The following is a 26,670-nucleotide window of genomic DNA, read 5'->3' as shown; positions in this document are numbered from 1 at the left end:
CTTCCGGCCCAACTTAACTCAACGACGTTGAGTTCTTGGCCGGGCTGCAGCTATGGTGAACTCATCACCGTTGAGTTGTCTCGGGAGGAGAAGACGATGCCGCCATCCGTAGTGATCACCGGAACCTCGTCGGGCATCGGCCGCGCGTCCGCCCTGGCCCTGCGCGCCAGGGGCTTCACCGTGTTCGCCGGCGTCCGCGATCTCGCGGACGCCGAAGACCTGCGCGCCACGTCCGGCGGCGGCATCGTCCCGGTGCGCATCGACGTCACCGACGCGGAGTCGATCGCCACGGCCGTGGCGCAGGTGGCGGCGGCCACGGGGGCGAAGGGGCTGGCCGGGCTGGTCAACAACGCCGGGAGCGGCGCGCCGTGGCCGATGGAGCTCGTGCCGCTGCAGGTGTTCCGGGAGCATCTCGAGGTCAACCTCACCGGCCAGCTCGCCGTCACCCAGGCGTTCCTGCCGCTGATCAAGCGGGCCAGGGGGCGCATCGTCAACGTGGGCTCCGAGGGCGGGCGCATCACGCTGCCGTTCCTCGGCCCCATCACGGTCGCCAAGCACGGGCTGGTCTCGGTGACCGACGCGCTGCGCATGGAGCTGCGCCCGTGGGGGGTGCAGGTCAGCATCGTGGAGCCGGGCGCCACCCAAAGCAGGGCCCCCGTCAAACTGGTCGACAACGGCCGCCGCGCCGTCGCCGAGCTGTTCACGGCGCGCGGCCGGGCCGACTACGGGGGGACGTTCCTGCACGTGATCGAGCAGATCGCCGCCGGTCACGAACGGACGGGCAGCCCGCCGGAGGTGATCGCCCGCGCCGTGGTGCAGGCGATGACCGCGCCCAGGCCGCGCACGCGCTACCCCGCCGGCGGGCACGCCAGGCTGCTCACCCGGCTGCGGCGCGTGCTGCCGGACCGGGCGATGGACGCGCTGTTCCTGCGCATGCTCGGCCTCGACCGAGCTTCCTCTGCTTCTTCGACCACTGCGGGAGTGTGATCATCATGTCGGTGGAGCTGCCTGTTGAGCGGGTCGTCGTCCTGGACGACGACTTCGGGCCGATGGCCGTGGAGGCCGGCGGCCACGCGATGAGCGTGCCCGGGCTGGCTCTGCGGGAGAAGGTGATGGTCTGGCTGGCCGGCGACGTTTGCAACGGGCACCTCGGCGTGCCGTACGAGCTGCACCTGTCGCTGGGACTCCAGGCGGGGCTGTCCTGGCAGGAACTGCGCGAGGTGCTGCGGCACCTGGCCCCGTACGCCGGCTATCCAGCCGTCGTGCAGGCCTTCGTACGCCTGCGGGAGATCGCGGACGGCGCGGATTCCGCTCCCGCCTCAGCTGGCGACCCCGCCGGGGAGCCGCCCGCGCCGCCCGAGGTCGACGGCGGCTTCGCGGACTGGCTGCGACACCAGGAGGAGACCCGCTGGGGGCGGCCGCTGCTGACCGCCCGCGAGCGGGCCCTGCTCTGTGTGGCGGTCGACGTCTTCTACCAGACGCTCGGCGAGCCGTTCCGTGCTCACGTCGAGGCGGCCAGGGCCGCCGGCGTCGATGCGGAGACCCTGCGTAACCTGTTGCGGCTCATGGGGGAACTCGGTGCGGGCAAGGTGTGGCAGGCCCTGGAGGCCCTCGCCACCCTTGAGAGCCGGGGATGACCACACCCGCGCGCGACGCCCCTGGCGGCTGAGGGATGACTACGCTCGTGCGGGCCGGGCGCGGTCGAGGCGATCGTGGATGGCGCGGCGCGCTCGATCGTAGGCATCCGCTCGGCCGAGAAGCCGGCGGGCGTAGTTGGCCTGCAGGACCGCGGCGTGGATCTCGAAGATCAACTGTTCGGCGTCCAGGTCTTCGGAGAGCTCGCCGAGGCGCTGGGCGAGGCGGATCTGCTTGTGCAGGATCTTGTCGCTGGTGAGCGCCACCTCGGCGATCGCGTCGCGGACGGGCCCCTCGCGGCCGTCGAACTCGGGGGCGACCGCACAGAAGAAGCAGCCGCCGTCGAAGGTGTCGAGGTAGTCGATCCAGGCATCCGCCAGCGCCCGTAGCCGGGGAAGCCCGTCGTCGGCGCGCTCGGCCACGCGCAGGACCCGCTCCTCGAAGACCTGTGTCGCCGTCGCCACGATCTCCAGCTGCAGCTCCTGCTTGGTGCCGAACAGGCCCTGTACGCCGCTCTTGCTCATGCCCAGCGTGGTCGCGAGCTTGCCGAGGGTGATCCCCTCCAGGCCGTCAAGGGTGGCCGCGTTCAGGGCGCGCTCGAGGATGGCGCGGCGGCGTTCGTCTCCGGGGCGGGTTGTGGGCATGCCGCTATCATACGTCGGAATACGATCGATCGCATTGACAAATACGATCGTACGCTTCTATGGTCGAGGCACCGATCACGACGAGCTAGGAGTTTCGACATGAAGGTCGCGGTATACGGGGCGAGCGGCTATACCGGGAGACTGGTCACGGCCGAAGCGCGCCGCAGAGGGCTCGACGTGGTGGTCTCCGGGAGGGACGAGTCCAGGCTGCGAGAGGTCGCCGAAGGGGCCGAGGTCAGGGTGGCCGGCGTGGACGACGCCCCGGCGCTGGCCCGCGCGTTCGAGGGTTGCGACGTGGTCGTCGGCTGCGCCGGGCCGTTCTCGGAGGTCGGCGACCCGGTGGTCCGGGCGGCCATCGCGGCCGGCGCCCACTACGTCGACACCTCCGCCGAGCAGCTGTTCCTGCGGCACGTCTTCGACACCTACGCCGAGCGGGCGGAGCAGGCCGGGGTGAGCGTCGTGCCGGCGGTGGGCTTCGACATCCTGCCGGGCGACATGATCGCGCACCTTGCGGGCGCCGAGGTAGAGCCGCTGGACGAGCTGACCATCGCCTACCAGACCAACGACTTCGACATGACCCGGGGCACCATCCGCTCGTCGCTGCAGGTGCTGCTGGACGGCGACCTCGCCTATGAGGACGGCCAGTGGCGGCCCGCTGAGGGCCTGGCCGTCAAGCGCACGTCGTTCACCTTCCCCGGTCAGAGCGAGGAGAGGCCGACGGCGCGGTGGCCGGGTGCGGAGATCGTGACCGTCCCCCGACACGTGCGAGCCCGGCGCGTCGAGATCATCACCGACGCGGCCGTGTTCACCCCGGAGATGATCTCCCTCATGCAGCTGCCGACCGACCAGTGGGACGCCGTCATCGGCCAGTTGCCCGAGGGCCCTTCTGAGGAACGCCGCCCCGTCGCCGAGTTCACCATCGTGGCCGAGGCCATCGGCGTGGACGGCCGGCGTGCCACCGGCGTGGTGCGCGCCACCGACATCTATGGCAGCGCCGCGGTGTTCACCGTCGAGGCGGCGCGCCGCCTGGCCGCCGGAGAGGCCAAGGCCGGGGTGCTCAGCCCGGCGCAGGCGTTCGACTCGGCCGCCTTCCTGGACTGTCTCGCCCCGTACGGCGTCGAATGGAGCGTTGTCGCCGGCGAGAAGGTGAACGCGAGCTGACTAGTCATTTGACAGATTCGCACACAGGGCCGTGCCTTTAGTCTGAACAATGCGAACCGCCTGGTGACAGGCCTCGCCACGGTGCATCGCCGCGGACGAGACCGCTGGGGGAGGGCGTTGGGCACGAATCTCTGCTGGTGACCGGCAGATCAAGCCAGGCATCGAAGTCCTGGTCGGCGGCCGGCGCCCATCGTGACGAGGGCGGAAACGGACGGCGCCGGCAGCGTGGCCGGACAACGCCGGGCGAATGGGGATGCTCATGCTCATAGGGCGGAACAAGGAGCAGGCGGCGATCGACCGGCTGCTCGCCGCGGCCAGAGCCGGGAAGAGCGGATCGCTGGTGCTGCGCGGCGAAGCCGGGATCGGCAAGTCGGCGCTGCTCGACCACGCCGCTGCCGCAGCAGCGGGTCAGGAGATGCGGGTGCTGCGCGGGACGGGCTTCGAGCCGGAGATGGAGTTGCCCTTCGCCGGGCTGCACCTGCTGCTGCGCGGCACCGTCGACACCATCGACCTGCTGCCCGCCGCGCAGGCCCGGGCCCTGCGCAGTGCGCTCGGCCTGGAGCCCGGCTTCAGCGGTGACCGGTTTCTGATCGGGCTGGCCGTGCTCACCCTGCTGGCCGACCTCGCCGAGCGGCGCCCGCTGCTGTGCCTGGTGGACGACGCCCAATGGCTCGATCACGCCTCCGCCGAGGCGTTGCTGTTCGCGGCCCGGCGGCTGGAGGCCGAAGGGGTGGTGCTCGTCTTCGCCGCCCGCGAGGACGAGCGCGCCTTCCCCGCCGCCGGCGTGCCGGACCTGCACCTGACCGGGCTCGACACCGTTCGCTCGGCCGAATTGCTGGCCGCCTATGCTGGCGACCTGGCCCCGCAGGCGCGCGAACGCCTCCTGCGCGAGGCACGCGGCAACCCCCTGGCCCTGCTGGAGCTGCCCGCGCTGCTCACCCAGGCACAAGCGGCGGACGCGGCGCCCATCCACGCCTTCGGCATCGGCTCCTCCCCGGCCCCGGGCCGGGTGCACGGCGCGTTCCGCGACCGCATCGCGCGCCTGCCCGAGGCGGCGCGCACTGTGCTGCTGGTGGCCGCCGCCGACGACACCGGCTCGCTCGACGTCATCCTGACGGCGGCCCGCACGCTCGGCGCGGACCTGGCCGGCCTCGACACCGTCGAGGCGGCCGGGCTGGTGCATGTCGGTGACGGGCGCGTCTGCTTTCGCCACCCCCTCGTCCGCAGTGCCGCCTACCATGTCGCCTCCTTCATGCGGCGGCTGGCCGCCCACCGCGCGCTGGCCGGGACGTTGGCCGGGCGTCCCGGCGACGTGGACCGCTGGGCCTGGCACCTGGCCTCGGCCGCCACCGGGCCCGACGAGGAGAGCGCGGCGGCGCTGGAGCGCAGCGCCGAGCACGCCCGCGCCCGGGGTGGGCACGCGGCGGTCGCCGCCGCCTGCGAGCGCGCGGCCCAGCTCAGCCCCGACCCCCGCGAGCGCGGCCGCCGCCTGACCCTCGCCGCCGCCGCGGCCGCCGAGGCCGGGTTGTACGAGCGCGCCGGCGAGCTCGCCGACCGGGCGGCCGCGGACGTGGCCGACCCCAAGGTGCTGGCCGACCTCGCCCGCACCCGGGCGATGATCGCGATGGCGCACGGCGAGCCGGAAACCGCCCATGCGGTGCTCACCGGAGCAGCCGAGGCGATCATCGGCCAGGCCGAGGACGTCGCCGTCACGCTGTTCTTCGAAGCACTCACGCCCGCCTGGATCAGTAGCAACTACGCCGCCATCGCACGGGCGGCCACCCGCGTATCCCAGCTCCCCAGCACGAAAGCGGGGCCGCTGCGGCCGATGACGCGGATACTGGCCGGCATGGGCGGCCTGGCCGGCGAGGAGCCGCCGGCCGGCCTGGCGTGGCTGCGCGACATGATCGAAGGCCTGCGCGACCGCTCCGAGCCCGCCGAGCTGCAGGAACGCGCGCAGCTCGCCATCTGGGACCTGGTGATCGGCGACGACACGAAGGCCTACGAGCGCGCCGTGGCCATCGAGCGCCAGTGCCGGAACCAGGGCGCGATCGGGGTCCTGCCGCTGGTGCTCGCCCTGGTGGCCCGCTCGCAGATGTTCCTCGGCCTGCACCGTGAGGCGCTGGCCAGCGCGGAAGAAGGGCTGCGCATCGCCCGCGACACCGATCAGGGGTACTACGGGGCGCTGCTCATTGGCGTCCTGACGTACCTGGCTGCGATCGAGGGCGACGAGGAGCGGTGCCTGAAGTTCGCTGAACAGATCGCTGACGTCCACGACGCCGCCACCGGCGGCATGCGCTGCGTCTCGCTGAACCTGCTCGACCTCGCGCTCGGCCGGCCCGAGATGGCCCTGCGCAGGGCCGAGGCGTTCGGCACGGTCGGGCCCGCCGCCCGTACCGTCATGATCATGCACCGCATGCCGGACCTGGTGGAGGCGGCCGTGCGGGCCGGCCGCCCCCGCTTCGCCGCCGCCGCGTCCGAACGGGTGCAGATGTGGGCGGCGCAGACCCCGTCATCCTGGGCTGATGCGGTGGCGCTGCGCTGCAGCGCGCTGCTGGCCCCCGACGAGGACGCCGAACGCTACTACGAGCAGGCACTGCACCTGCACCAGCGGGGCGGCCGGCCGTTCGAACGGGCCCGCACCGAGCTGCTGTACGGCGAGTGGCTGCGGCGGCTGCGCCGGCGTGCCGACGCCCGCCACCAGCTCCGCTCGGCGCTGGACATCTTCGACCGGCTCGGCTCGCGGCCGTGGGCCGAGCGGGCTCGTGCGGAGCTGCGTGCGGCGGGAGAGCGGCAGACCAGCGATGGGCGTCCGTCGGAGGGTGTGGTGGATCGGCTCACGCCGCAGGAGCTGCAGATCGTCCGGCTGGCGGCCACGGGGCTGAGCAACAGGGACATCGCGGCCCAGCTCTTCCTGAGCCCGCGCACGATCGGCTACCACTTGTACAAGGCTTATCCGAAGCTGGGGGTGGCCTCCCGGGCGGAGCTGGCCGGGCTCGACCTCGACGAGGGCGGCCGACTTACCGGCTGAGAGCTCAGCGCCGGGGATTCGGTCACCGCGTGTGCTGTCCTTGTCGCGTCATGGCTGTTCGGCCGGGCTGATGTGGCGAGCGAGGGATTGATTCATCGGCTCGATCACCACGTAGCCGTTGCTCCAGCCGTTGTAGTACTCGTACGCCTCCTGCGCGCTCAGACCCCGGTGCATCATGGCCTGCCTGACCAGCCGGTTCAGCTCGTCGGAGCTGGTGACGAGCTCGCCCTCACCGGTGAGCTCGATCGTGCCCACCACGGTGGCGGTGCGCACGTCTCTGACTTGAAGCACGTTCACTCCTGCTCGAACATCGAACGAGTTCCTGCCGCATTCTCGGCAATCGCGACGAATCGGCTCCACACCTTGGCGTACCAGTCGGCGCGGCCGAGCGCTTCAAAGGCGGGCCGCGTCGAGCGGATCTGGCCGGCCAGCCATGCGACGTCCGCCTGGTTGAGCTCGTTGGGAAGGTAACGGAAGCTCTGGATGAGCAGCCCTGACCACGTTCTCGACACCCAAGGGTCGGCGAGCGGGCTGTTCGTCACTTCGGGGAGTACTCCGCGGTACTTCTCGGACACTTCGTGGAAGGCCGCCGACATATCGATGCCCCATGGATGGCCGTGCTCGTCGACGATGATGTTGAGAGAGTTGGCGTCCGCATCCCGGTTGAGGACGTGGAGGAGGCCGAGCACCTTCGCAGGCAGGGAGTCCATCGCCACCGGCGCGATCGCCATCGGGGTGCCCGTCGCCACGTACGGCATCGCGACCCGATGCGGGTCGAGCCGGTAGACAGCGGGGACGTTGGCGCCGATGCGCTCGCCGAGGATCGACCCCAGTTCCTCCGCGTCCGCCTCCCTCGTGGTCTTCACCTGCTTGAACACCCAGCTTGAGCCGTCCTCGAAGGTGAGAAGGCGGACCGATCTCGCACTGACGCCGCCGCCGAGCCTGAGCCCGTCGTCCGGGCCGACCGCCGCGAACGCCTCGGCCAGGTCCGGCGGGATCGGCCGATGGCCCGGGTGAGGCGGGACGGCCGGGTCCGGGGTCTGGGGCCTCGCCCGCGGGACGGCACCGTCGTGGGTGCGGGTGGGGTGGGCGGGTGGCTCGTCGTGGGGGCGGTTGATGAGCCAGTCGATGCGGTTGATCGAGGGTCGCGGCGCGCCCGGTGCGGTCACAGGACGGCTCGGGGCGCTCGCCGTCGTGGTGGCGGGGGCGGCGGCGGCCGTGCGAGGGCTCCAGGTCGCCACGCGCACGTCCACGCTCGACAGCGCCCCGCCCGTTGCCCCCTTGGCCACCGCCTCCCAGTCGATCGGGTCTCCTCTCAGCGCCATGACAGCCAGCGAAGTCCCGCCCCCGGCCACCCCGGAGTGCCCCATCATGGCCAGGATCGACCGGGGCGGCAGCAAGCCTGTGGTCAGCGTCAGCAGGCCGCCGGTGATCGCGCCGGACAGGGCCGACCAGCCCACCTGCGCCAGGTCGATCCCGTCGCGCCGGGACTGGGTGGCCTGGATGTAGAGGTCCACCCCGCCCATCAGCAGCCCGAAGAGTGCGATGTTGAGCAGCAGCCGCTTCGCCAGTTGCCGGATCATCGCCCGCGTGACCCGAGCCCGCGCGCCCGCCGCGCTCCAGGCGATCCCCGAGGCGGGCGAGAGGGCCGCCCACAGCAGCCAGATGAGCTGCACCATCAGCAGCAGCACCGACAGCTTGATCATGCGCTTGGTGTACTGGACCTGGACGCCGAGGTCGTTGCAGGCCAGCGCCATCCCGGCCAGCCGCTCGAGCAGTTCGGCCTTCCGGCCGCCGGTCATCTCCTTCGCCCGCTCCAGGAACGCCTCCAGCGCCTGGCCGTCCCATACGCCGTGCCGGGTGCCGGAGGCCGCCCCGCCGGCGAGCCGGCCGTCGCCGCGTACCCCGCCGTTGATGCGGTGGAAGGCCCTGGCCAGGTCATCGGCCAGCTGGAACAGCTTGGCCTCGTCCCCTTCCGGCCAGTCCATGCCGACCACCCAGCCGATCCACGGTCGCACCGGCTCCGGGACCGGGATCCCGTCCAGCCACATCGGAGTTCAGCCCTGCTCCGGCCTCAGCAGTGGTTGGTCGGCCGCCTCGTAATTCCCGGCCGCCGTGCCCAAGCCGGTGCTCAGCTCGTGGAGCTCGTCGAGGTAGGCGGCGAACGCGTCGAAGATCTGCTCTCTCAGCCGCGGGAAGCTCTTGTCCAACTCCGCGCCGTACTGGTCGTGTCCCATCGGGCGGCCGGCGGCGGCGAAGGCCTCGCGCACGTCGTCGCGTACGGCCTCGACGAACTCGGCCTCCTCCGCCGCATCGCCGCCACGGCGGCGGACGCCTTCCGCCTCGACGGTGAAGCCGTCCGGCGAGCCGCTCACGCCCTCTCGCCCGGTGCCGGGAAGGGTGCGGAGAAGAACGCCTCCAGGCTCGCGCCCGCGCCGAAGATCTCCTCGTAGCGCAGGCCGTCCGGCATGAGCGGCTCCACCACCTCCCGCAGGTGCGCCGACACCTGCCTGGAGGCGACGGCGATCTGACCGGTGATCGCATCGGCCAGCTCGGACGGCGACAGCTTGCGATAGACCCGGGGGTCCAGAGATATGGAAACAACCTGGCCGTGAGCTCCCACAGTGACCGTCACCATCCCGTTGGAGGATCGGGAGGTGTGAGTCAGCTCCTTCAACCGGGCGTACACCTCGCGCAGCGGGCCGGTGGTGCGCTCGAAATCAGCCGCCGCCTTCTCGAGTGCGGCATGAACCTCGTCGTGCACACCAAGCCCCTTATCGGAGACCGCCATCCCTGTCGCCGCAGACAACGTTAGATCCATCGAAGAAGACGTGAATCCGTCAGTCGACTGGTTGCCGGCATCCTTACTCCTGGGGGCAGTCCTTGGCGTAGTCGGCCCGGACGGGGCGGTCCCAGCGGAAGCCCCTGCTGATGCCGAGGCTGCTGCGCGGGATCGACAGGCACTGCAGGCTGGTGCCGTCCATCAGGACGACGGTCCCCTGGATGGTGTAGTCGCAGTCGTTGCTCACCCAGGCGTAGCCATAGCCGGTCGTCTCCAGCTCCGCGCAGGCGCCGAACGTCCTGTCCGAGGCGGAGGCGGGGCCGGCCGTGAGGGCGCCTGCCGCCGCGAGGGCCGCGACCGTGGCGAGAGCGGCCGTGAAACGCTTGATCGCAGACATGCGTGTGCTCCTTAGGGGGTGCGGATCTTGCGACGGGTCACACTATTGAGCACGCGCCGGACGTCGTGCATCAGTCACCTGACCGGTGCCGTCCTCGAGCGCCCGGGGTACGAGCAGCGCGGCGACGGCGCCGAGCGTGGCGCAGGCCGCGAAGAGGTAGAAGCTCCACGTGTAGGACGCCTGCGCGTCCATGAGGACGCCCACCACCAGCGGCCCGGCGATGGCGCCGGTACGCCCGACGCCCAGGGACCAGCCGAGCGCCCCGGCCGGGCGGGCGGGAAACGTGGCCGCGACGAAGCTGTTCACCAGGACCTGGCTGGAGACCGCTCCGGTGCCCGCGAGGGCGAGCAGCACGTACAACATCAGCGGGTTCAAGGGGATGCTGAGTGCCAGCAGGGACACCGCGACCATGAGGAAGGAGGTGACGACCGTGATGCGGTGCCCGAACCGGTCGCCGGCGGCGGCGGTGGCCCAGGATCCGAGCGTTCCTCCGATGCTCAGCGCCAGTAGGGCGCCGATGGCCGGCCCGAGCGGGTATCCGGCCGACAGCATGATGCGGGGCAGCCACGTGCCGAGGCCGTACCAGGTGAGCAGGGCCAGGAAGGTGGCCGCCCAGAAGCAGAGGGTGGCCGCCAGGTTGCGTCCACGGAAGAGGGGCTGGGTGCTCGGCCTCGAGGACGCTCTGCGCTCCGGGACGGTCAGGCCGTACCGGTGCGCGAGCGCCGCGGCCCGCTCGGTTTTGCCGGCCTGGGCCAGGTGGTTCAGCGATTCGGGCAGGTAGCGCCACGCCAGCGGAACGATGAGCACGAGCGGGCAGGCGCCGATCCAGAACAGGGCCCGCCATCCGGGGGAGGGCAGCAGCGCCGCCGACAGCATGGCCGCCAGCACTCCGCCGAGGGGGATGCCCGACAGCGCGAGCGCGTAGGTGAGGGTGCGGTGGCGGGGTGGCGCGTACTCCATCAGCAGCGCCGAGGCGGTCGGGATGAGCCCGCCGAGGCCGAGGCCGGTCAGCAGCCGGCTGGTGGCGAGCGCGGTGGGCGAGCCCGCCAGCGCGCAGCCCATCATGCAGATCGAGAACAGCGTGATGGAGGCCAGCATGCAGGCGCGGGGGCCGAACCGCTCGCTCAGCACGCCGGCCGTGATGGCCCCCAGCAGCATGCCGAGGAAGGTCAGCGATCCGATGACGCCCAGCGTCGTGCCGTCCAGCGTCCAGCCGGGTTCGGATGCGAGCACCGGCAGGACGCTGCCGTAGACGATGAGGTCGTAGCCGTCGAAGACGATGGCCGACCAGCACAGAAGCGTGATGAGGAGGGCTGGGCGGCGTGAGAGCGCAGGGAGGACGACGCTCATCTGGGCATCCCCTTTCCGGGGCCGTGCGAGTTCAGGTGGGTGAGCCGGCCCCGCGGACAGGGATGCTCATGTGGCCCAGCCGGCTGATGGAGACCGAGACGAGGTCGCCGGCGACGATGGGGCCGACCCCGGGCGGGGCTCCGGTCATGATCACGTCGCCCGGGTGCAGCGTCATGAGCGCCGACGCGTGCGAGACGATCCGCGCGACCGGCGTGACCATGTCGCCGGCCGACACCTTCTGGCGGACGGCGTCGCCGACGCGCAGCTCGATGTCGAGCGACTGGGGGTCGCCGACCTCGTCGGCGGTGGTGAGCCACGGGCCGAGCGGGGTGAAGGTGTCGTGGCTCTTGCGGCGGGAGCGGTCGCCGTCGCCGCGCTCGGTGATGTCCAGGCCGATGAGGTAGCCCAGGACGTGGGAGAGCGCCGCGTCCTCGCCGATGTCCCTGCCGCCGCGCCCGATGACGAGGGTGAGCTCGCTCTCGTGGTGGATCTCGCGGCCGGCGGCGAGCGCGGGCAGGACGATCGGGTCGGCCGGCCCGCTGATGGAGCTGGGCGCCTTGAGGAAGACGTCGAAGTCCAGCAGCCATGAGGGTGGCGCGCTGGCGTGGCGGGGGAGCACGACGTCGCGCATCTCGGCGACGTGGGCGGCGTAGTTGGACGCGCACGCGATGATCTTGCCGGGGTTGAGGACGGGGGCGCGCAGCCGTACCTCGCGCAGGGGGCGGGCGTGCGCCTGCCGCGCGGCCTCGGCCAGGGCGGGCCGGAGCGCGGACAGGTCCCGGCACAGCCGCAGCCACCAGCCGGCGCCGTGCGGGTCGGCGTCCCGCCGGTCGGGCACGGCGGCGGTCACGTCCCTGATCGTGTCGCCGCCCGCGCCGACGAGGCCGAGCCGCCAGTCGTCGAAGATCGCCAGTCGCATGTCTCAGCCCTTCACCGTGTAGTGGTCCAGCGCCTCGGGGTTCCAGCGCATGCCGTGGCCGGGACGGTCCGGTGGCACCGCCATGCCGTCCCGCACGGTGAGCGTCTCGGCGAGCAGGTCGTCGATCAGCGGGAAGTGCTCGACGTAGGTGGCGGACTTGGCGGCGGCGGCGAGGTGGACGTGCAGCTCGGGCAGGAAGTGCGGGCTGATCGCGACGCTTGCGGCCTCGGCGAGCGTGGCGATGCGCAGGCATTCGCTGATCCCGCCGGCCAGCGGCGCGTCCGGCATGAGGACGGCGCAGGCGCCTTCGTCCAGGTACTGCTTGGCCTCGAACCTGCCCAGCAGGTGCTCGCCGACGGCGATCGGCACCGGGCAGCGCGCGGCCAGCAGGGCGTGGCCCCTGACGTCGTCGGACGGCAAGGGTTCCTCCATCCAGGCGACGTCATGCTCGCCGAGCCGGTGGCCCAGGCGCTGGGCGTCGGCGGCGGTGAGCCGCTCGTTGCAGTCCACCATGATGACGATCTCGGGGCCGACCGCCTCCCGGACCCTCGCCACCCGCCGCACATCAGCCTCGACGCCATGCACGCCGGCGCGCAGCTTGACCGCCCGGTAGCCCTCCTCGACGTACGACAGCGCGCCGGCCACGAGGTCGTCGTCGCTCATCTGGTGGGTGGCGCGCCCGCTGCCGTAGATGGGGACGGTGTCGCGGTGCGCGCCCAGCAGCCGGAACAGGGGCAGGCCGGCGCGGCGGGCGCGCAGGTCCCACATGGCGATGTCCAGCGCCGACAGGGCGGGCAGCGCGACGCCCCGGCCGACGCGGTGCGTGGCGGCCCAGAGCCGGTGCCAGGTGCGCTCCCAGTCCAGCGGGTCGAGGCCGGTCACGGCCGGGGTGTAGAGGGAGGTGAGGATGGCGTGGGCGCCTTCGATCCCGCCGGTGAGGGCGTAGGTGAAGCCGGTGCCGCTCGCCCCGTCCGTGTCGTGCACGGTGACGTGCAGCACCTGGACGCTGGTCGCGCCCGATCCGCCCCTGGCGGCGCCCAGGGGCACGACGACCAGCCTCGCGGCCACGTTGTCGATCTTCAAAGGGTTCAGCTCCTGTCTTGCGCGGGCAGGCCGAGGCAGAGCCAGCCCTGCCGGACCTCGACGGGGTAGGTGGGGACGGGCTGGCCGCGGCGGTCCAGCCGCTGGCCGGTGCTCAGGTCGTAGCGCCATCCGTGCAGGGGGCAGGTGACGGCGCCGTCGCCGACGCTCCCCTCGCTGAGCGGGCCGCCCATGTGCGGGCACGATCCGGCCAGCGCGTGATAGCCGTGCTCGGTGTGGAAGAGGGCGATCCGGTCACCGTCGATCTCGACGGTGACCGACTCGTTGAGGGGAAGCGCGCCCGCGGGGGCGAGGCGCACCCAGTCGATCACGTGCGCGGAGGCAGGTAGTACGAGAGGTACGCGCCGGTACGGGCCCATGCGGTGGTCGCGGCCACGGGCCGGTACACCTGCGGCCGGAAGTCCTCGTGGAAGGCGTGACCGGCGCCTGGGTAGGTGTAGATCTCGGCGGGCTTGCCGTGCAGCCGCTCGGCCAGTTCGGCGGCGTCGGCCGGCGGAACGAGATGGTCGGCCTCGCCGAAGTGGCCGAGCACCGGGCAGGCCGCCTTGTCGACGGTCTCCAGGGGGGAGACGGGCTTGTTCTCGGTGAGCTCGGTGTAGCGCAGCATGCCGTAGAAGGTGATCGCGCAGCTCAGGTCGGGGATCTGGGAGGCGGCCAGCAGCGCGTACGTGCCGCCGATGCAGAAGCCGAGGGCGCCGACGCCGCCGTACCAGCGGTCCTTGAGCCAGGCGACCGCGTCGCTCATGTCGGCGAGCACCTGAGGGTCGGACAGTGAGGCGACCGCCCGCATGACCTTGTCCATGCCGCTGAGGTCGGGGGCCTTGCCGCCCTGGCGGGCATAGTAGTCGAGCACCAGGCAGGCGTAGCCGTCGGCGGCCAGCCGGTCGGCCTGCCGCAGGACGTAGTCGTTGACGCCGGCGATCGCGGTGGTGAGCACCAGCGCGGGCCGCTCGCCGCCGCCGCTGCCGTCGCTGACGAGGAACCCTCCGGCGCCCCGCTCGCCGACGACGACCGGCTGCCGCACGATCTCAGGCATCGGCGTCGTCCTTCGTCCGGGTGACGCTCCAGGAGGGGCTCGTTCCCGTGACCATGTGCCGGATGTTCTCCTGGCCGAGCGGCTCCTCCCAGAACAGGGTGCGGCTGACGGCCATCATCGGCATGTCCTGGACGACGTACATGAGGGTGTCGGCCTCGCCCTCGGCGTAGTGCGCGTGGTACGCCCAGGCGGGACAGGCCAGCGTGTCGCCCTTCTCCCAGTGGTACTTCGCCCACGTCGAACCGGCCTCCTGGACGGCGGTGTAGCCGCTGCCCTCCAGGATGTGGTAGATCGCGACCGAGTTGTGCCGGTGCGGCGGGACCTCTTCACCGGGGTGGATGAGCTGCCAGCCGATGAAGATGAAGGGCGTCGCGCCGACGAGCTCGCCGGTGTCGGCGTTCACCGTCGTGCAGAAGCGCCGCTCGGCCTCGCGCAGCGGCTCCTCGGCGAGCCGGTCGAGGGTGGCGCGGACGTCTGCGAACTTCCAGAAGGCCGGGCGGGTGTCCGGCTTGTTGACGACCTTGAAGTAGTCGTCGGCGGTGAGAACGGAGGCCACCTCGTTGGACTCCGTCACCGAGCGCATGTTCGGGAGCAGCTCGCGGTACTCCTCGATGCTGATCGCTTTGCCGTGGGCTGGTCGGGACTCTGTCATCGCGGGGCACCTGCTTATCAGTTTAGGTATGACTTTACCTAAAAAAGCACCTACTGACCGGCGCGTCAAGAGGCAATGGGCGCAGATCGCGCGGGCCAGTCGCGCGGCAGATTCGATCGCCCGGGCACCGGTGCCAGGCTTGCCGTGAACCCTTATGTGCTCGAAGGAGACCCTTTGATGGCCACTCATCGCTTCGCGGCGCCGGCGAGACCGGCGTACTTCAGGCAGCGGACGGACCCGGCGCGGCAGGCGCACTCCAGGCACCGGATGGAATCGGCGCAGCCGGTGACCATGCTCGCGAGCGGGCTCCTGGCAGCCCTGGCCGCCTTGTCCGGTGTGGCCGCTCTGGCCGGCACCATCATCGGCGGGCCGGGCCAGGTACCCGCCGATTTGGCGTATGAGCCGTTGGTGGCCGAGTTGCGTCGGGCCGAGGTCCACACCGAGCTCGTCATGCGCGGCCACGTCACCGCCAGCGCCGGGCTGCTCGTGCTGGCGGTGACTCTGCTGCTGGCCACCCGGCAGCGCGGGGCGCACGTGGCGCTCACCCTCGTCACGCTGCCGGTCATCGCCTTGTGGGTGTACGACGCCGGCGCGAGCGTCGTCGTGCTCCGGTCGGTTCTGTCGTTCGCGGCCGCGGGCTGTGCGGCCTGCATGCTCGTCCTGGTCTGGCTTCCGTCCTCGCGCAGGTGGCTGGCGTTCCGGCCGGGCCGGTAGGACCAGGAGGAAGGGATCGGCCGGGCGCGCGCTGCTGACCCGCTGACCTTGGGCCCGAGCGCAGGACCGGTCACCGTACGGATCCGCGCCGGCCTCGGCCCGCCTGTCTACGCTGAGGTGTCCGGGACGAGCGGTAGCAGCAGTTCGTAGAGGCCGCGCAGCCGGTCGGCGTCGATGGGCGGGAAGACGACGGTGGCGCCCACCGCGAGCAGGTAGGGCAGCAGGGCCGCGGTCCTGGCCGCCTCGTCGCTGTCCACGGCCGGTCGCCACACCTGCTGCAGCGCGGCCAGCCGGGCCTCGTCGAGGCGGGTCTGCACGGCGCGTACGTCGGCGTCCCAGGTGGCCCAGGCCCGCAGGGCGATCTCGAGCTCGGGCCGGTAGAGGCCGGTGCCGTCGGGGCGGACGAGCCGCGTCAGGTGCGCGAGCACGGCGCGGGCGTCCGTCGATCCGGCGGCCTCGGCGATGGCACGGTCGAGCGTTTCGAGCGACAGGCGCTCGACGTGCGCGAGAAGCGCCTGCTTGTATCCCTCGGCGCCGTCGAAGTGGTGGTGGAACGAGCCCTTCGACAGCTTCAGCCGGGCGGCGATCCGGTCGATGCGGACCCCTGCCGCGCCCTCTTCCGCGAGGACCTTCAACCCTTCGTCCAGCCACCGGTCACGTGCCGTGCTCATCGGGCGAACGTAGCACAGGCGCCGGGCCGGCCCGGGTGTGCACGGGCGCGGGCCGGCCTCATGGCAGGAAGCTGTAGACGCCGGTCGCGATGCAGATCAGGAGCATGCCGGTCGCATTGAGGAAGAGATTGCGGCCGAAGTCGCGGGCCATGATGTGCATCGAAATGGCGACGATGAAGTACAGCACGAGCGCGGCGCAGGTGAGGGCGGCGAGGTACGGCAGCCAGATGCCGATGATCAGGCCGGCCGCGGCGGCGAACTTCAGCGGCGGCATCATCCACCAGTAACGCCGCGGCCAGTTCACGTCCTCGAAGCACTGGGCGATGAACGGCATGGGCTTGATGCACATGACGGCGTCGCCGGCCTGGATGAAGGCCAGGACGGCGACCGGCCAGATGGGGTCGGGCAGGGCGTACCAGAGGGGGCCGGACAAGGCGTACATATCTCTCCTCGGATCACGGGACGACGGACAATCCAACGAGACCATACCATACGGTATGGTACGTCGTGGAGGGCCCGGCGGCCAGCCAGGCGACCGGGGTGATCGGCGGCGCTGCACGGCGTGGAGCAGGATGGCGGCGGCCAGGCCGAGGGTGTGCTGGACGGTAGCCGGGCATCGTCACCAGCCGCGGCGCGGCGGCCAGGGCCGGCAGGCGATGAAGGCGCGATGGTCAGCGAGGGTCGTGGCGCGGCGCTGCGCGGACAGGGTCGTGCGGGGGTCGGCGAGCACGTGGCGTCCGATCGTCGGCAGGAAGCCCGCGCGGGCACCCTGGCGATGAGAGCGCTCCGATCAGGGCCTGACAGGGCAATCGGAGAGTAATCGCCCGGCTGCCGGCGCACATCTGTCATGTGACTGGCCCTGCGAAGGGCGGCCGTGCGTACGTTCTGGGGCCGGATCAAAGGGGTACGCCGGGCACCTGATGCTGCGCCCTCAGCGGCCGGCGCCATGCCGGAACCAGCCGCCCGGCACGGAGCGGCGGCACGACCGGACCGCGCCCGGCCCGAGGGCGCTCGACCAGCTCGGCGCGGGCGCGGAGCTGGCCGTCGACGCCCTGACCCGCCTTCGCCCGCACGGACGGTGCTCGGGCGTCAGTCCCCGTTTCCGGCGGAGCGGGCATCCACCGAGCGGGAGCGGTAGCCGCCCGCTTCGACGGCCTTGACGATGAGGTCGTGGACGGGCCGGGGCTTCGTGGTGAGCAGGCTGGTCAGATCGGTGCCGCGGGCTTCGAGGACGCCCGCGCCGGCGTTGGCGAACAATGACATCGAGTGCGCGATCTGGTAGGGCTCCAGGCCGCTGCCCTCCAGCGCCTTGCGGGTCTCCTCCAGGGAGACGGGCCGGTATTCGACCGTACGGCCCAGCGCCGTGCTCAGCACCCCGGCGATGTCGTGGCCGCCGATCGCGGTGACACCCTCGAGCTCGTAGACCTTGCCCGCGTGCCGGCTGCGCCCGCCCGCGTCGAGGTCGTGCTGGGTCTCGGCCGCCACGCGTACGGCGACGTCCGCGAGGTCCTCCTTGGCCACCACCGACACCCTGCCGTTGCCGAACGCCGCCGCGAAGACCCCCGTGGCCGCGGCGGATCCCGCTCCCGCCGCGGCCAGGCCGACCGGCACGTCGGCGTAGAAGCCGTTGCGCAGGACGGTCACGTCGAACGGGGCGGCGGCCAGGCGGGCCTCGGTCCAGCGATGTGACAACGCGAGGGTCATCAAGTCGCCCGAGCCCGCCAGGCTGGTGTAGATCACGTGCCGGATGCCCGCCGCTGCCGCCGCCGCGACCACGGCCCCGTGGCGGGCGAGCACCACGTCGTCCTCGGCGTACCCGGCCGAGACGAACACCAGCACGTCCACCCCGGCGAACCCGCCGGCCAGGGTCGCCGGGTCGTCGAAGTCGACGCGGCGCGCCGCCGTACGGGTGGCGGAGCTGGTGCCGGCCACCACCTCCATCCCGCCGGCGGCGGACAGGCCGTCCAGGACCAGGCCGCCGAGAGCTCCGGAAACACCGGTGACGAGAATCATCTGGGGACACTCCTTTGTGTTGATCCCGCGCGGACAGGTGGAGTATGCGCGGGTCTTCACGCAGGGCGTAAGGAGGCACTTTCGTGTCGGTCACGAACATGGCGGTAACCTCCCAGGTCACCGTGGTCATCTCGGCTAGGGTCAGGAGCGTGCTGGGCGATGTCACCTGATGGGGCCGGATTCGCCAAGGGGTTCTTCTCTGGATGCCGCGCGTGCGGATCGCCGTGGCATGGGAGAACTCCTCAAGGCTCGTCCTCGCCTGCTCCGGTGGGGTCTCGCCGGGCGGGTCATTCCCGGACCCGCAGCACGATCTTGCCGGTGGTGCGGCCGGTCTCGCCCAGTCGGTGCGCGGTGGCCGCCTCCGACAAGGGGAAGACGCGCTCGACCGCGGCGTGCAGCCGTCCCGTGGCGGCCAGGTCCGCGACGGCGGCCAGGGCGGCGTTGTCGGGCTCGACCAGCATGAAACCGGCATGCAGGCCGAGGGCCGTGGCGTGCGGTTTCAGTGCGTCGTCGGCCGGTGAGGCGAGCGAGACCAGTGTTCCCCCCTTGCGCAGCACGTCCAGGGACCGGGGTCCGTAGTCGCCGCCGACGGGGTCGAGCACGATGTCCACGTCCCGGACGGCGGTGGTGAAGTCCGTGATGGTGTAGTCGATGAGGTGATCGGCGCCGAGTCCGCGCAGGAACGCATGCTTGTGCCGGCGTGCGGTGGCGACGACGTGGGCGCCGTGTGTCTTGGCGATCTGGACGGCGATGTGCCCGAAACCGCCGGCGGCGGCGTGGCTCAGAACCCGCTGTCCCGGCTTGAGCTGTGCGGTGTCGAAGAGGGCCTGCCAGGCCGTCAGCGAGACGAGAGGCAGGGCCGCCGCGTGGATGTGGTCGATCTGCGGTGGTTTGCGGGCGAAGTGCCGTGCGGGAGCCGCCACGTACTCGGCGTACGCCCCGGCCTGGTGCGGGAAGCGGGGCATGCCGAAGACCTCGTCGCCCTCCCGGAACAGCGTCACGCCCAGGCCTGTGGCCTCGACCGTCCCGGAGGCGTCCCATCCGACGATGGGCGGGTCGGCCCACAAGCCGAGGCCGCCACTGGTGCGCTGTTTCCAGTCGGTCGCGTTGACTCCGGCCGCGTGCACCCGCACCAGGATCTCGCCGGGCCCCGGCGCTGGCCGGGGAAGCTCGGTCTCGCGCAGGCCTTCCGCGCCTCCCCAGGCGGCCACGACGATGGCCCGCATCCGCGCGGTCGTGTCGTTCATGTTCGATGTGCCCCTCTCGGTGTGCAGGACGCCGCCAGCCTGCCGCCGGAGGGGAGCGACCACCATTGGCCGGAAGGTCACTTTGTGCCAGGATCTGGCCATGCATCGTGTGGTCGTTCTCGCGCTCGACGGCGTCATCCCGTTCGAGTTGGGCATTGCGTCCCGCATCTTCGGCGAGGCCACGGGGGCGAGCGGGGAGCCGCTCTACGAGGTGATCGTTTGCACGGTGGACGGAAAGCCTGTGGTCAGCAGCGAGGGCTTCGCGATCGGCGCCGCGTATGACGCCGGAGCCCTCGACGGCGCCGACACCATGGTGATCCCTCCGTTCACCGCTCTGGGGCCGGTGCGCGAGCACGGCCGATTGCCTGAGCCCGTGGCCGGGGCGCTGTCGCGCATCCGGCCGGGCGGCCGCATCGTGTCGATCTGCACGGGCGCGTACGTGCTGGCCGCCGCCGGTCTGCTGGACGGCCGTCCGGCGACCACGCACTGGCGCGAGGCGGAGGCCTTCCAGCGGACGTTCCCCCAGGTCAGGGTTGATCCGAGTGTGCTGTTCGTCGATGACGGCGACGTGCTCACCTCCGCGGGCGCCGCCGCAGGGGTGGACCTGTGCCTGCACCTGGTCCGGCTGGACCACGGCAGCGAGGCCGCCAACCGCGCGGCCCGCGGCTGCGTCGTGCCGCCCTGGCGGGACGGCGGGCAGGCGCAGTACATCGAGCGGCCCATCCCCGAAGCGGCGCAGGCCACCACCGCCGGCACCCGGGCCTGGGCGCTGGAGCAGCTCGAACAGCCCCTGACCCTGGCCCAGCTCGCCGCCCATGCGCGAACGAGCGTGCGCACCTTCACCCGCCGCTTCCGGCAGGAGGTCGGCATGACCGCCGGGCAGTGGCTGACCAGGCAGCGGGTGGAGCGCGCCCGCCGCCTGCTGGAGACCACCGACCTGACGATCGACCAGGTAGGCGACAGGAGCGGCTTTGGCGGCCCGTCGTCCTTCCGGCAACACTTCCGGACGATCGTCGGCATCTCGCCCGCCGCCTATCGCCGCAGCTTCCCTTCACCCGAGCGCGTCACCCCGGCGGTGAGAGGGCGTCCTGGTAGCGGAGGGTGAGGCAAGCCCGGCGGCTCAGCCCCCGAGGTTCGTGCACTTCTCTGCTTCGGCCTCGGCCGCCTTGTCATCCTTGCCCAAGCCCTTGACCTGCTCCAGCGTGATCTTCCCCGCCATGTAGGACTGCAGGTCGTCCTGGTCGCCGAACTTGAGCGCGACCTCTGCCATGCAGTCGGTCAGGTCCCCCGGCAGCCCCTTGAAGTTCTCGTCGGCGGTCAGCTTGCCCACGAGCCCGGCCTTGTCAGGCGCGCCGGTACCGCCGGCGTCACCAGCGGCATCACCACTGCCGCACGCCGCGACGGCCAGGGCCAGGATGGCCGTCGTGATGCCCAGTGTCAGAGCGCGGACCGTCGTGGAGAGGATCATGTGGGTGCCTTCCGGATTCGGCGTCGAAGATCATTTGGCTTCGGACGTGGAAGCAATGATGCAGACGGCCACACCCCTGGTCCATCGGATGCGCCCCTGATTCCGGAGACCAGTCACGTGACGGATACGGCCGATCCCAGAAGTTCATCGAGGTCCGCCTCGATGCGGGCGCGGGCGTGCTGCAGGTGCCGGAGCGTCCTGTCCAGGCCAGGCCCCACCAGGCTCGCGGGGCCGTGCGTGGTGATGGTCATGGCGCCGAGCGTGCGGCCGGAGCGGTGCTGGATGGGGGTGCCGACGGCGGTGATCGTCTTTTCGCACTCGCCCTTGGAGATGGACCAGCCGGTGCTTCTCGTCCAGGTGACGCCGTTCATGAGCCGGTCGAACTCCGCCGTCGAGACGCCCGCGCTGTGATCCACGCCGAGGTACAGCCGTTCGAGCGCCGGGTCAGGGAGAGCCGACAGGATCGCCTTGCCTCCCGCGGTCCTGTGCGCGGGCAGGATGGATCCCCGCCAGTCGTGGGTGCCGCCGGGCACGGTCGCGCTGGACAGGACGCGGATGTCGTGCTGGGCGTGGACGGCCAGGTTGATCGAGTTGCCGACGCGCCGGCTGAGCCGGATCATGTGCGGCGTGGCGATCCGGCGCAGGTCGCGGCTCCAGCTCAGGCCGGCCGCCCCGGCGGACATGGCGGGCCCGGGGACGTAGGCGTGCGTCTCGTCCTGGACCAGGAAGTCGCGGTACACCAGCGCCTGGAGCAGCCGGTGCGCGCTGGAGGTGGCGATGCCCAGCTCCCGCGCCGCCTCCTTCACGCGGATGCCGCCTTCGTCGCGGACGAGCTGGATCAGCCGGAGGCCGCGATCGAGGGCGTTGGTGGGGTACATGGGCGGTGTTTTTCCCATGAGGGCACCTTCATTCCCGAGCCTGGCCCGTCACGACGGGCCGCGCGATCGTTCCGCTCATGAGCGCCGGTGTACGAGCCGGCACCTTCGTCGTGCTGGTCCGGTCGAACACTCCGGCAGGCGGAAGACGCACGTCACGCTCCCATCGTGATGGGGAAGGCGAGGGAGTCGCCGGTGCCCGGCCCGTACACCGGCATCGACGCGGCCCATCGGCTTCTCACGATAGAGGCCGGAGGCGGCGTGCCGAATCAGTCACCCGACCGGAAATCGCCTCCCGAGCCCTGTGAGGTGGCGAAGCCGTAGAGCAGGCCGTCGACCAGGGCGGAGATCTCTTCGGCGCCGGGCAGGGGGCTGCCGTCGGCGACGCGGATGGAGATGACTCCCGAGATCAGGTCCGCGATCAGCCTGGCGTCGGTGCCCGGCGGGAACGTGCCGCGTTCGATCCCCCGCTCCACCAGCGAGGAGATCAGCTCCAGGCGGCGCTTCATGACGTCGCGGAACAACCCGGTGAAGTCCGGATCGCGGCAGGCCTCGCCCAGTCCCTGCCTGAGCAGCATGCGCAGCTCCGGCCTGCCGAACTCCCGCATGATGACCGTCAGCAGCTCGCACAGGTCGTCGCGGACGGAGCCGGTGTCAGGCAGATGAAAGCGTTTGAGGCTGACCTGGGAGAACGCCTCGACCAGCAGCTCGCGTTTCGTCGGGAAGCGGCGGAACACCGTGGTGCGCCCCACCCCGGCACGTGCCGCCACATCGTCGAACGTCATGTCCAGGCCGCGCTCGAAGAGCAGCTCGGCCATGGCCTGCCTGATGGCCTCGTCGACCTCGGGATCGGGCCTGCGTCCTCCGCGATTGGCCGGCATCGGTCACCCCCACGCCCATTGACAACTATCCGGTACTGAGAGTACCGATTTAACAACCGGTACTTGTAGTACCGGAACTCTGAGTATCTCATGGAGGCGTTGTGAGCGTCATCGTCGTGGGGGCCGGTCCCACCGGGCTGATGCTGGCCGGAGACCTGGCCGCCGCCGGCATTCCGGTCAAGGTCCTTGAGCGCCGGGCAGAGGAGTCCAATCTGACCAGGGCCTTCGCCATCCACGCTCGCACTCTGGAGTTGCTCGACATGCGTGGCCTGGCCGACAAGCTGGCGGCCGAAGGTCTCAAAGTCGATGAGGTACGACCGCACGTCAAAGGTGTGAAGGGGGACGGGGTCGTCTTCAACGTGCGTCACCCGGACAGCCGTTTCCCCTATCTGATCATCCTGGGTCAGGCCCGCACCGAGGCGGCGCTGGCGGAGCGGGCCCGCGGGCTCGGTGTGGAGATCGTCCGGGGCGCGGAGGTCACCGGTCTGGCGCAGGACGGTGCCGGGGTGACGCTCACCCTTGCCGGCGGCCGTACCGAGCGGGCCGGCTACGTGGTGGGGTGTGACGGGGCGCACAGCGCGGTGCGGCGGCTGCTGGGGGTGGGGTTCAGCGGGCGCGCCTACGACACCCGCATCCTGCTCGCCGATGTCCGGCTCGAAGCCGACCTGCCGCTGGCGGTCAACCCGTTCATGGGCGACGACGGCGTCGTGCTCCTGCCCCCCTACGGCGGCGGCTGGTACCGCGCGACGATCTGGGACCGCACCGGCCAGGGCATCCCCATCGAGCGGCCGGTGGCCATCGAGGAGGTCCGCGACGCGATGCTGCGGATCACCGGCCGCGACCTCGGCGTGGCCGAGATGCGCTGGTCCACCCGGTTCCTGAGCGAGCGCCGCCAGGCCAGCGACTACCGCGTCGGCCGGGTCTTCCTGGCCGGGGATGCCGCCCACGTGCACTCACCGCTCGGCGCCATGGGGATGAGCACCGGCATCCAGGACGCCGCCAACCTGTCCTGGAAACTGGCCGCCGCCGACCGGGGATGGGCGCCGTCCTGGCTGCTGGACACCTATCAGCCCGAACGCCACCCGGTCGGCCGCCAGGTTCTGCGCCTGACCGACACGCTGCGCCGCGTCGCCGAAGCACCGCCGGCCGTCCGGGCGGTCCGCCCCTACCTCTTCCCGAAGATCGTCAACCATCCGCGGGTCTCCGAACGGCTCCGGCTGATGTTCGCCGGCATGGCCGTCACCTACCCCACCCCCGGCCCGGCCACCGCAACGCCGCTCGCCGGCACCCGCGTCCCCGACCTGGCGCTCACCCTGGACGACAGGGCGAGCCGCCTCTACGAGCAGCTCGGCGACGGCCGCTTCGTCCTCCTCGACACCACGCAGAGCCTCCCGCCCGGCGACGATCCCTGGCCCGACCGGCTGCGCGTCCTGCGCTCCTCCCGCCCGCTGCTGCTGGGCAAGGCCACCACCATCCTGGTACGGCCCGACGGCTATACCGCCTGGACGGGGACCTTCCCGAGCGGAGAGCAGATCAGCACGGCGCTCGCCCAATGGTTGTCCCGCTAGCAAGGAAGAAGCGGCGTGCCGGGAATCCTCCGCATTCCAGCCCCGCAGGCCTCATGAGTGCTCGACGATGATGGGCATCGGCGCCGCGCGCGAGACGTTACGGATGATCGTGGCCGGTCAGGCCTTCTGCATCTCGGGGCTTGGCACGCTGGCGGAGCTGGCCGCGGGCGTGGTGACAGGTGTGGCGCTGAGCCGGCGATGACGACCCGTGGGGCGGGGGATCCCGCCACCATCGCCATGCTGGGGCCCTTCGTGATCGCCGTGGTGGCGGGCCTGCCCCTACTGGCGACCGCGGCGGCGCTGATGACCCGTACCGGACTGCCTTTCGCGCCCCGGCACCCCTTTGAGGTGCGGGCAAGGGCCTGCGGCGTGCGGTCCGGGCGACCGGTGCGTCCGGCGGCCTGGCGAAGAGCCCGGTGGCGCAGGTGATGGTGATGGCCTCGCGAGTCCTACCAGCCGAGCTCGGGCAGAGGGCTCGGCGACTTGATCGCGCTGGGGTCGAAGGCGGCTTGCGGATCGTCGACGATGTCCGCCTGTGCGGGGTCCCAGATGGCGCGGGCCTCGAGCAGGTCGGGCTTGGCGGCCGATACCGGCTTCACCAGCGGCAGGTCTCGGGTGAGCTGGTTGAGCGTCACACCCGCGCCCGACAGGATGAGGCCGACCTTCAGCACCAGTTTCCAGTGGTTTCTGATTACGTTGGACAACGACACGTGCATTTTTCCCACGAGGCTGATCGCCTGGGCCTCGGCCGCCGGACCGGCCGGCGTGGGCCGCACAACGATCACGTACGCCGCCAGCGCTACCAGAATTCCGGCGAGGGCGACGCAGATCATCGTCAGTGCGTGGAAGGCCGTCGCGGAGCATTTGAGGGTGTTCCCGCAGCCGATCCTGTTGTTCTCCAGCGTCTGCAGGTGGCCGTCGAACTCCGCGACCTTGTCGAGGAACGAGGTGTAGGCGCGTCCTTGCCAATCCTCGGACTCGCCGATCTGGCTGCTGAGTCGCTTCAGCTCGTTGCGCACGTAGGTCAGGTCGCTGACGCCCTCCGTGTGCACGGCCGGTGCCGACGGTGCCGACGGGCCGTACTCGGGGCCGATGCCGGTCGGGGTTTCGTCGAGCCACTGCTCGGCTGCCCGATGCTGCTCTGCGGGGTCAGCGATCAGCGTCGACATGAGGCCGGCGATCGGCAGCACGTACGGAATCACGCCTGATAGGGACGTGATGGTCACGACAGCCCCCATGAAGAGCTGCAGATCCCCCTGATAGCTTTCCATCTCACTGCTCCGGAATGCCGAACGTTGCCGGCGTCGTCGTCGGGAGCGGCCTCAGTACTCGAGGCGCTGCACCATCCGATGGATCTCTCCCGCGGGGTCCCCGAACATGCGATCTTGTGCCGCCCGCAACAGACGCGCCTGTTCCGCAGCCGGTTCCGGGTCAAGGTCAGGGCGCAGCGGGTTCTCCTCGCCGAAGACCTCCTCCATCTTCTCGGTCGTCTGCCGCCGCAGGTCCGTCGCGGCCTGTTCGATGGCACGTTTGACGCGCTCGGCCAGTTCGGCGGAGGTGAGCAGCATCGCCTTAGGGTGCAGCCGGAGGTCATCGAGCCCGGTGCCGGCGTAGGTGACCGTCACCAGTTCGTCCTCGGCCCGGCCCACGAGCCCGGCCATGGCGGTGCCGAGGTCGGCCGAGCGCGCCATCTGCGCGTCGGCGTTCTTCAGGAGCCTGTCGATGTCCAGATGCCCGAGATCCCGCTCGATCATGCTCCCGCACGTTATGTCCACTCAGGCACGGGACGAATCTGTCGCATGACCGGTTACGCGAGGGCCCGCTGATGCGGCCAGCCGTCCAAACGGCCGGCCGACAAACCTGCAGATGCTATCGGCGGGCTCGCCGATAGCATCCCCATTCGTGCCACCCCGACCCTCTGTCGATCAGATTTCCGTGGGCAGCGGAACGCTCTCCGTGACGAGACGGCCGCAACTGAGGGCGCTGCCGGCCATCGCATCGCTGGGCGTGACGCACGTGGTGACGCTGCTGTCCCGGCACGAAGGTGCCCTGCGACTCGGCTCTGCCGTCAGGGCGCTCGGCCTGCCATGGATATGGATCCCCCTTCCCAGCGCGGCCCCTCCGCCGCCTGCCGGCGATCAACGGCTGGGGATCGCCTTCATGCAGGTGAGTTCCCTGTTGCGCGATGGCGGGCACGTGCTGGTCCACTGCTCCGCGGGGATCCACCGGACCGGGATGTTCGCCTACGCGTTACTCCGGTTCACCGGCATGACCGCCGAGGAAGCGGCATTGTCCCTGGAACGGCTGAGTGCCGTCATGGCCGCGGAAGTCGGAGACCATCGGCTGGCCTGGGCGGACCATATCTACGCGACCTGGCGTGGTTGACCGCTCACCCACCTTGCACGGCACGCCCGTAGAAGGCGCGTTGCGACACCAGGGCGCGTCAGACCGGTCGTGCGACTGATTCGGCTGATGTCGCCTCGATCTATTCTCTCAAGGGTTTTCTGCAAGCCGAGATGTGGTTA

At 71.2% G+C, this 26,670-nt stretch carries 30 protein-coding genes; 9 read left to right on the top strand and 21 right to left on the bottom strand.

The window, feature by feature from the left end; genetic code table 11:
- The first annotated feature begins 96 nt into the window (after positions 1 to 96).
- Positions 97 to 987, top strand: a complete 891-nt coding sequence (locus HCN51_RS36420; RefSeq protein ID WP_168016061.1) for an SDR family NAD(P)-dependent oxidoreductase — start codon at positions 97 to 99, stop codon at positions 985 to 987.
- Positions 988 to 998: 11 nt separating this feature from the next.
- The gene (locus tag HCN51_RS36415; protein WP_168016059.1) at positions 999 to 1,637 is read left to right on the top strand and encodes a carboxymuconolactone decarboxylase family protein; all 639 of its coding nucleotides are present in this window, start codon (positions 999 to 1,001) and stop codon (positions 1,635 to 1,637) included.
- A gap of 39 nt (positions 1,638 to 1,676) precedes the next feature.
- On the opposite strand, the gene HCN51_RS36410 is transcribed toward HCN51_RS36415, so the two are convergent.
- Positions 1,677 to 2,279, bottom strand: a complete 603-nt coding sequence (locus tag HCN51_RS36410; RefSeq protein WP_168016057.1) for a TetR/AcrR family transcriptional regulator — start codon at positions 2,277 to 2,279, stop codon at positions 1,677 to 1,679.
- 99 nt (positions 2,280 to 2,378) lie between these two features.
- Between HCN51_RS36410 and HCN51_RS36405 the strand changes: the two genes are divergently transcribed.
- Together HCN51_RS36405 and HCN51_RS36400 are read left to right on the top strand one after the other, a co-directional pair.
- Complete coding sequence (locus tag HCN51_RS36405) at positions 2,379 to 3,440, top strand: saccharopine dehydrogenase family protein (protein WP_168016055.1); 1,062 nt, start codon at positions 2,379 to 2,381, stop codon at positions 3,438 to 3,440.
- A gap of 259 nt (positions 3,441 to 3,699) precedes the next feature.
- On the top strand, positions 3,700 to 6,471 hold the full coding sequence (locus HCN51_RS36400; RefSeq protein WP_168016053.1) for a helix-turn-helix transcriptional regulator: 2,772 nt from the start codon (positions 3,700 to 3,702) through the stop codon (positions 6,469 to 6,471).
- Between the two features lie 48 nt (positions 6,472 to 6,519).
- On the opposite strand, the gene HCN51_RS36395 is transcribed toward HCN51_RS36400, so the two are convergent.
- The 11 genes from HCN51_RS36395 to HCN51_RS36345 all read right to left on the bottom strand — a co-directional run bounded on the left by HCN51_RS36395 (position 6,520) and on the right by HCN51_RS36345 (position 14,708).
- Positions 6,520 to 6,762, bottom strand: coding sequence for a hypothetical protein (locus tag HCN51_RS36395; protein ID WP_168016051.1), 243 nt, complete (start codon positions 6,760 to 6,762; stop codon positions 6,520 to 6,522).
- A 2-nt stretch (positions 6,763 to 6,764) separates the two neighbouring features.
- Positions 6,765 to 8,489, bottom strand: coding sequence for a WXG100-like domain-containing protein (locus HCN51_RS36390; RefSeq protein ID WP_168016049.1), 1,725 nt, complete (start codon positions 8,487 to 8,489; stop codon positions 6,765 to 6,767).
- A 39-nt stretch (positions 8,490 to 8,528) separates the two neighbouring features.
- Positions 8,529 to 8,846, bottom strand: a complete 318-nt coding sequence (locus tag HCN51_RS36385; protein ID WP_168016047.1) for a hypothetical protein — start codon at positions 8,844 to 8,846, stop codon at positions 8,529 to 8,531.
- On the bottom strand, positions 8,843 to 9,235 hold the full coding sequence (locus HCN51_RS61660; RefSeq protein ID WP_346433918.1) for a YbaB/EbfC family nucleoid-associated protein: 393 nt from the start codon (positions 9,233 to 9,235) through the stop codon (positions 8,843 to 8,845). The genes HCN51_RS36385 and HCN51_RS61660 overlap by 4 nt, the downstream gene beginning before the upstream one ends.
- A gap of 100 nt (positions 9,236 to 9,335) precedes the next feature.
- Entirely contained in the window at positions 9,336 to 9,650 is a 315-nt protein-coding gene (locus HCN51_RS36375) for a hypothetical protein (RefSeq protein ID WP_168016045.1), read from the bottom strand.
- 42 nt (positions 9,651 to 9,692) lie between these two features.
- Positions 9,693 to 11,000: an MFS transporter gene (locus HCN51_RS36370; protein ID WP_168016043.1), complete on the bottom strand. Its 1,308-nt coding sequence runs from the start codon at positions 10,998 to 11,000 to the stop codon at positions 9,693 to 9,695.
- 31 nt (positions 11,001 to 11,031) lie between these two features.
- Positions 11,032 to 11,919 (bottom strand): fumarylacetoacetate hydrolase family protein, encoded by an 888-nt coding sequence (locus HCN51_RS36365; protein WP_168016040.1) that lies wholly within the window; start codon positions 11,917 to 11,919, stop codon positions 11,032 to 11,034.
- A gap of 3 nt (positions 11,920 to 11,922) precedes the next feature.
- On the bottom strand, positions 11,923 to 13,002 hold the full coding sequence (locus HCN51_RS36360; protein WP_168016038.1) for a mandelate racemase/muconate lactonizing enzyme family protein: 1,080 nt from the start codon (positions 13,000 to 13,002) through the stop codon (positions 11,923 to 11,925).
- Between the two features lie 5 nt (positions 13,003 to 13,007).
- Entirely contained in the window at positions 13,008 to 13,331 is a 324-nt protein-coding gene (locus HCN51_RS36355) for a Rieske 2Fe-2S domain-containing protein (protein WP_206068300.1), read from the bottom strand.
- Positions 13,328 to 14,056 (bottom strand): dienelactone hydrolase family protein, encoded by a 729-nt coding sequence (locus tag HCN51_RS36350; RefSeq protein ID WP_168016033.1) that lies wholly within the window; start codon positions 14,054 to 14,056, stop codon positions 13,328 to 13,330. The genes HCN51_RS36355 and HCN51_RS36350 overlap by 4 nt, the downstream gene beginning before the upstream one ends.
- Positions 14,049 to 14,708, bottom strand: a complete 660-nt coding sequence (locus HCN51_RS36345) for a cupin domain-containing protein (protein ID WP_168016031.1) — start codon at positions 14,706 to 14,708, stop codon at positions 14,049 to 14,051. The genes HCN51_RS36350 and HCN51_RS36345 overlap by 8 nt, the downstream gene beginning before the upstream one ends.
- A 177-nt stretch (positions 14,709 to 14,885) precedes the next feature.
- On the opposite strand from HCN51_RS36345, the gene HCN51_RS36340 reads away from it, so the two are divergent.
- A complete protein-coding gene (locus tag HCN51_RS36340) occupies positions 14,886 to 15,422 on the top strand; it encodes a hypothetical protein (protein WP_168016029.1) in 537 nt (178 codons plus the stop codon).
- Between the two features lie 107 nt (positions 15,423 to 15,529).
- Here the strand turns inward: HCN51_RS36340 and HCN51_RS36335 are convergent, their stop codons facing one another.
- From HCN51_RS36335 to HCN51_RS36320, 4 genes are all read right to left on the bottom strand, one after another.
- Complete coding sequence (locus tag HCN51_RS36335; protein ID WP_168016027.1) at positions 15,530 to 16,093, bottom strand: TetR/AcrR family transcriptional regulator; 564 nt, start codon at positions 16,091 to 16,093, stop codon at positions 15,530 to 15,532.
- A gap of 58 nt (positions 16,094 to 16,151) precedes the next feature.
- Positions 16,152 to 16,535, bottom strand: a complete 384-nt coding sequence (locus HCN51_RS36330) for a DoxX family protein (RefSeq protein ID WP_168016025.1) — start codon at positions 16,533 to 16,535, stop codon at positions 16,152 to 16,154.
- Positions 16,536 to 17,182: 647 nt separating this feature from the next.
- Positions 17,183 to 18,106: an NAD(P)H-binding protein gene (locus tag HCN51_RS36325; RefSeq protein ID WP_168016023.1), complete on the bottom strand. Its 924-nt coding sequence runs from the start codon at positions 18,104 to 18,106 to the stop codon at positions 17,183 to 17,185.
- Positions 18,107 to 18,393: 287 nt separating this feature from the next.
- Positions 18,394 to 19,353: an NADP-dependent oxidoreductase gene (locus HCN51_RS36320; RefSeq protein ID WP_168016021.1), complete on the bottom strand. Its 960-nt coding sequence runs from the start codon at positions 19,351 to 19,353 to the stop codon at positions 18,394 to 18,396.
- A gap of 100 nt (positions 19,354 to 19,453) precedes the next feature.
- Between HCN51_RS36320 and HCN51_RS36315 the strand changes: the two genes are divergently transcribed.
- The gene (locus HCN51_RS36315; protein ID WP_168016019.1) at positions 19,454 to 20,458 is read left to right on the top strand and encodes a GlxA family transcriptional regulator; all 1,005 of its coding nucleotides are present in this window, start codon (positions 19,454 to 19,456) and stop codon (positions 20,456 to 20,458) included.
- Positions 20,459 to 20,473: 15 nt separating this feature from the next.
- Here the strand turns inward: HCN51_RS36315 and HCN51_RS36310 are convergent, their stop codons facing one another.
- From HCN51_RS36310 to HCN51_RS36300, 3 genes are all read right to left on the bottom strand, one after another.
- Positions 20,474 to 20,821: a hypothetical protein gene (locus HCN51_RS36310; RefSeq protein WP_168016017.1), complete on the bottom strand. Its 348-nt coding sequence runs from the start codon at positions 20,819 to 20,821 to the stop codon at positions 20,474 to 20,476.
- A 113-nt stretch (positions 20,822 to 20,934) separates the two neighbouring features.
- The gene (locus HCN51_RS36305) at positions 20,935 to 21,717 is read right to left on the bottom strand and encodes an IclR family transcriptional regulator (protein WP_168016015.1); all 783 of its coding nucleotides are present in this window, start codon (positions 21,715 to 21,717) and stop codon (positions 20,935 to 20,937) included.
- Positions 21,718 to 21,965: 248 nt separating this feature from the next.
- Positions 21,966 to 22,577, bottom strand: coding sequence for a TetR/AcrR family transcriptional regulator (locus tag HCN51_RS36300; RefSeq protein WP_168016013.1), 612 nt, complete (start codon positions 22,575 to 22,577; stop codon positions 21,966 to 21,968).
- Positions 22,578 to 22,678: 101 nt separating this feature from the next.
- Between HCN51_RS36300 and HCN51_RS36295 the strand changes: the two genes are divergently transcribed.
- Both HCN51_RS36295 and HCN51_RS61655 read left to right on the top strand, forming a co-directional pair.
- Positions 22,679 to 24,145, top strand: a complete 1,467-nt coding sequence (locus HCN51_RS36295) for an FAD-dependent oxidoreductase (protein WP_168016011.1) — start codon at positions 22,679 to 22,681, stop codon at positions 24,143 to 24,145.
- 67 nt (positions 24,146 to 24,212) lie between these two features.
- Positions 24,213 to 24,347: a hypothetical protein gene (locus HCN51_RS61655; RefSeq protein ID WP_277350177.1), complete on the top strand. Its 135-nt coding sequence runs from the start codon at positions 24,213 to 24,215 to the stop codon at positions 24,345 to 24,347.
- A gap of 247 nt (positions 24,348 to 24,594) precedes the next feature.
- Here HCN51_RS61655 and HCN51_RS36290 read toward each other — a convergent pair whose 3' ends face one another.
- Both HCN51_RS36290 and HCN51_RS36285 read right to left on the bottom strand, forming a co-directional pair.
- Entirely contained in the window at positions 24,595 to 25,416 is an 822-nt protein-coding gene (locus HCN51_RS36290) for a WXG100 family type VII secretion target (protein WP_168016009.1), read from the bottom strand.
- A 51-nt stretch (positions 25,417 to 25,467) separates the two neighbouring features.
- The gene (locus HCN51_RS36285; RefSeq protein WP_168016006.1) at positions 25,468 to 25,899 is read right to left on the bottom strand and encodes a YbaB/EbfC family nucleoid-associated protein; all 432 of its coding nucleotides are present in this window, start codon (positions 25,897 to 25,899) and stop codon (positions 25,468 to 25,470) included.
- Positions 25,900 to 26,080: 181 nt separating this feature from the next.
- Here HCN51_RS36285 and HCN51_RS62560 point away from each other — a divergent pair, with 181 nt between their 5' ends.
- Positions 26,081 to 26,530, top strand: a complete 450-nt coding sequence (locus HCN51_RS62560; protein WP_168016004.1) for a phosphatase domain-containing protein — start codon at positions 26,081 to 26,083, stop codon at positions 26,528 to 26,530.
- Positions 26,531 to 26,670: the final 140 nt, after the last annotated feature.

The sequence above is a fragment of the Nonomuraea composti genome, from assembly GCF_012034275.1.
GTDB lineage: Bacteria > Actinomycetota > Actinomycetes > Streptosporangiales > Streptosporangiaceae > Nonomuraea > Nonomuraea composti.
The sequence above is the reverse complement of the archived record's forward strand: the minus strand, read 5'-3'. Positions and strand labels throughout refer to the sequence as shown.

Excerpts from the sequence above, each read along its gene's own strand:
- HCN51_RS36375 (WP_168016045.1), bottom strand. The coding sequence starts at position 9,650 with ATGTCTGCGATCAAGCGTTTCACGGCCGCTCTCGCCACGGTCGCGGCC.
- HCN51_RS36290 (WP_168016009.1), bottom strand. The coding sequence starts at position 25,416 with ATGGAAAGCTATCAGGGGGATCTGCAGCTCTTCATGGGGGCTGTCGTG.
- HCN51_RS36340 (WP_168016029.1), top strand. The coding sequence starts at position 14,886 with ATGGCCACTCATCGCTTCGCGGCGCCGGCGAGACCGGCGTACTTCAGG.
- HCN51_RS36345 (WP_168016031.1), bottom strand. The coding sequence starts at position 14,708 with ATGACAGAGTCCCGACCAGCCCACGGCAAAGCGATCAGCATCGAGGAG.
- HCN51_RS36320 (WP_168016021.1), bottom strand. The coding sequence starts at position 19,353 with ATGAACGACACGACCGCGCGGATGCGGGCCATCGTCGTGGCCGCCTGG.
- HCN51_RS36370 (WP_168016043.1), bottom strand. The coding sequence starts at position 11,000 with ATGAGCGTCGTCCTCCCTGCGCTCTCACGCCGCCCAGCCCTCCTCATC.
- HCN51_RS36300 (WP_168016013.1), bottom strand. The coding sequence starts at position 22,577 with ATGCCGGCCAATCGCGGAGGACGCAGGCCCGATCCCGAGGTCGACGAG.
- HCN51_RS36315 (WP_168016019.1), top strand. The coding sequence starts at position 19,454 with ATGCATCGTGTGGTCGTTCTCGCGCTCGACGGCGTCATCCCGTTCGAG.
- HCN51_RS36305 (WP_168016015.1), bottom strand. The coding sequence starts at position 21,717 with ATGGGAAAAACACCGCCCATGTACCCCACCAACGCCCTCGATCGCGGC.
- HCN51_RS36330 (WP_168016025.1), bottom strand. The coding sequence starts at position 16,535 with ATGTACGCCTTGTCCGGCCCCCTCTGGTACGCCCTGCCCGACCCCATC.
- HCN51_RS36310 (WP_168016017.1), bottom strand. The coding sequence starts at position 20,821 with ATGATCCTCTCCACGACGGTCCGCGCTCTGACACTGGGCATCACGACG.
- HCN51_RS36325 (WP_168016023.1), bottom strand. The coding sequence starts at position 18,106 with ATGATTCTCGTCACCGGTGTTTCCGGAGCTCTCGGCGGCCTGGTCCTG.
- HCN51_RS36400 (WP_168016053.1), top strand. The coding sequence starts at position 3,700 with ATGCTCATAGGGCGGAACAAGGAGCAGGCGGCGATCGACCGGCTGCTC.
- HCN51_RS36405 (WP_168016055.1), top strand. The coding sequence starts at position 2,379 with ATGAAGGTCGCGGTATACGGGGCGAGCGGCTATACCGGGAGACTGGTC.
- HCN51_RS36365 (WP_168016040.1), bottom strand. The coding sequence starts at position 11,919 with ATGCGACTGGCGATCTTCGACGACTGGCGGCTCGGCCTCGTCGGCGCG.
- HCN51_RS36285 (WP_168016006.1), bottom strand. The coding sequence starts at position 25,899 with ATGATCGAGCGGGATCTCGGGCATCTGGACATCGACAGGCTCCTGAAG.
- HCN51_RS61655 (WP_277350177.1), top strand. The coding sequence starts at position 24,213 with ATGATGGGCATCGGCGCCGCGCGCGAGACGTTACGGATGATCGTGGCC.
- HCN51_RS36420 (WP_168016061.1), top strand. The coding sequence starts at position 97 with ATGCCGCCATCCGTAGTGATCACCGGAACCTCGTCGGGCATCGGCCGC.
- HCN51_RS36350 (WP_168016033.1), bottom strand. The coding sequence starts at position 14,056 with ATGCCTGAGATCGTGCGGCAGCCGGTCGTCGTCGGCGAGCGGGGCGCC.
- HCN51_RS36410 (WP_168016057.1), bottom strand. The coding sequence starts at position 2,279 with ATGCCCACAACCCGCCCCGGAGACGAACGCCGCCGCGCCATCCTCGAG.
- HCN51_RS36335 (WP_168016027.1), bottom strand. The coding sequence starts at position 16,093 with ATGAGCACGGCACGTGACCGGTGGCTGGACGAAGGGTTGAAGGTCCTC.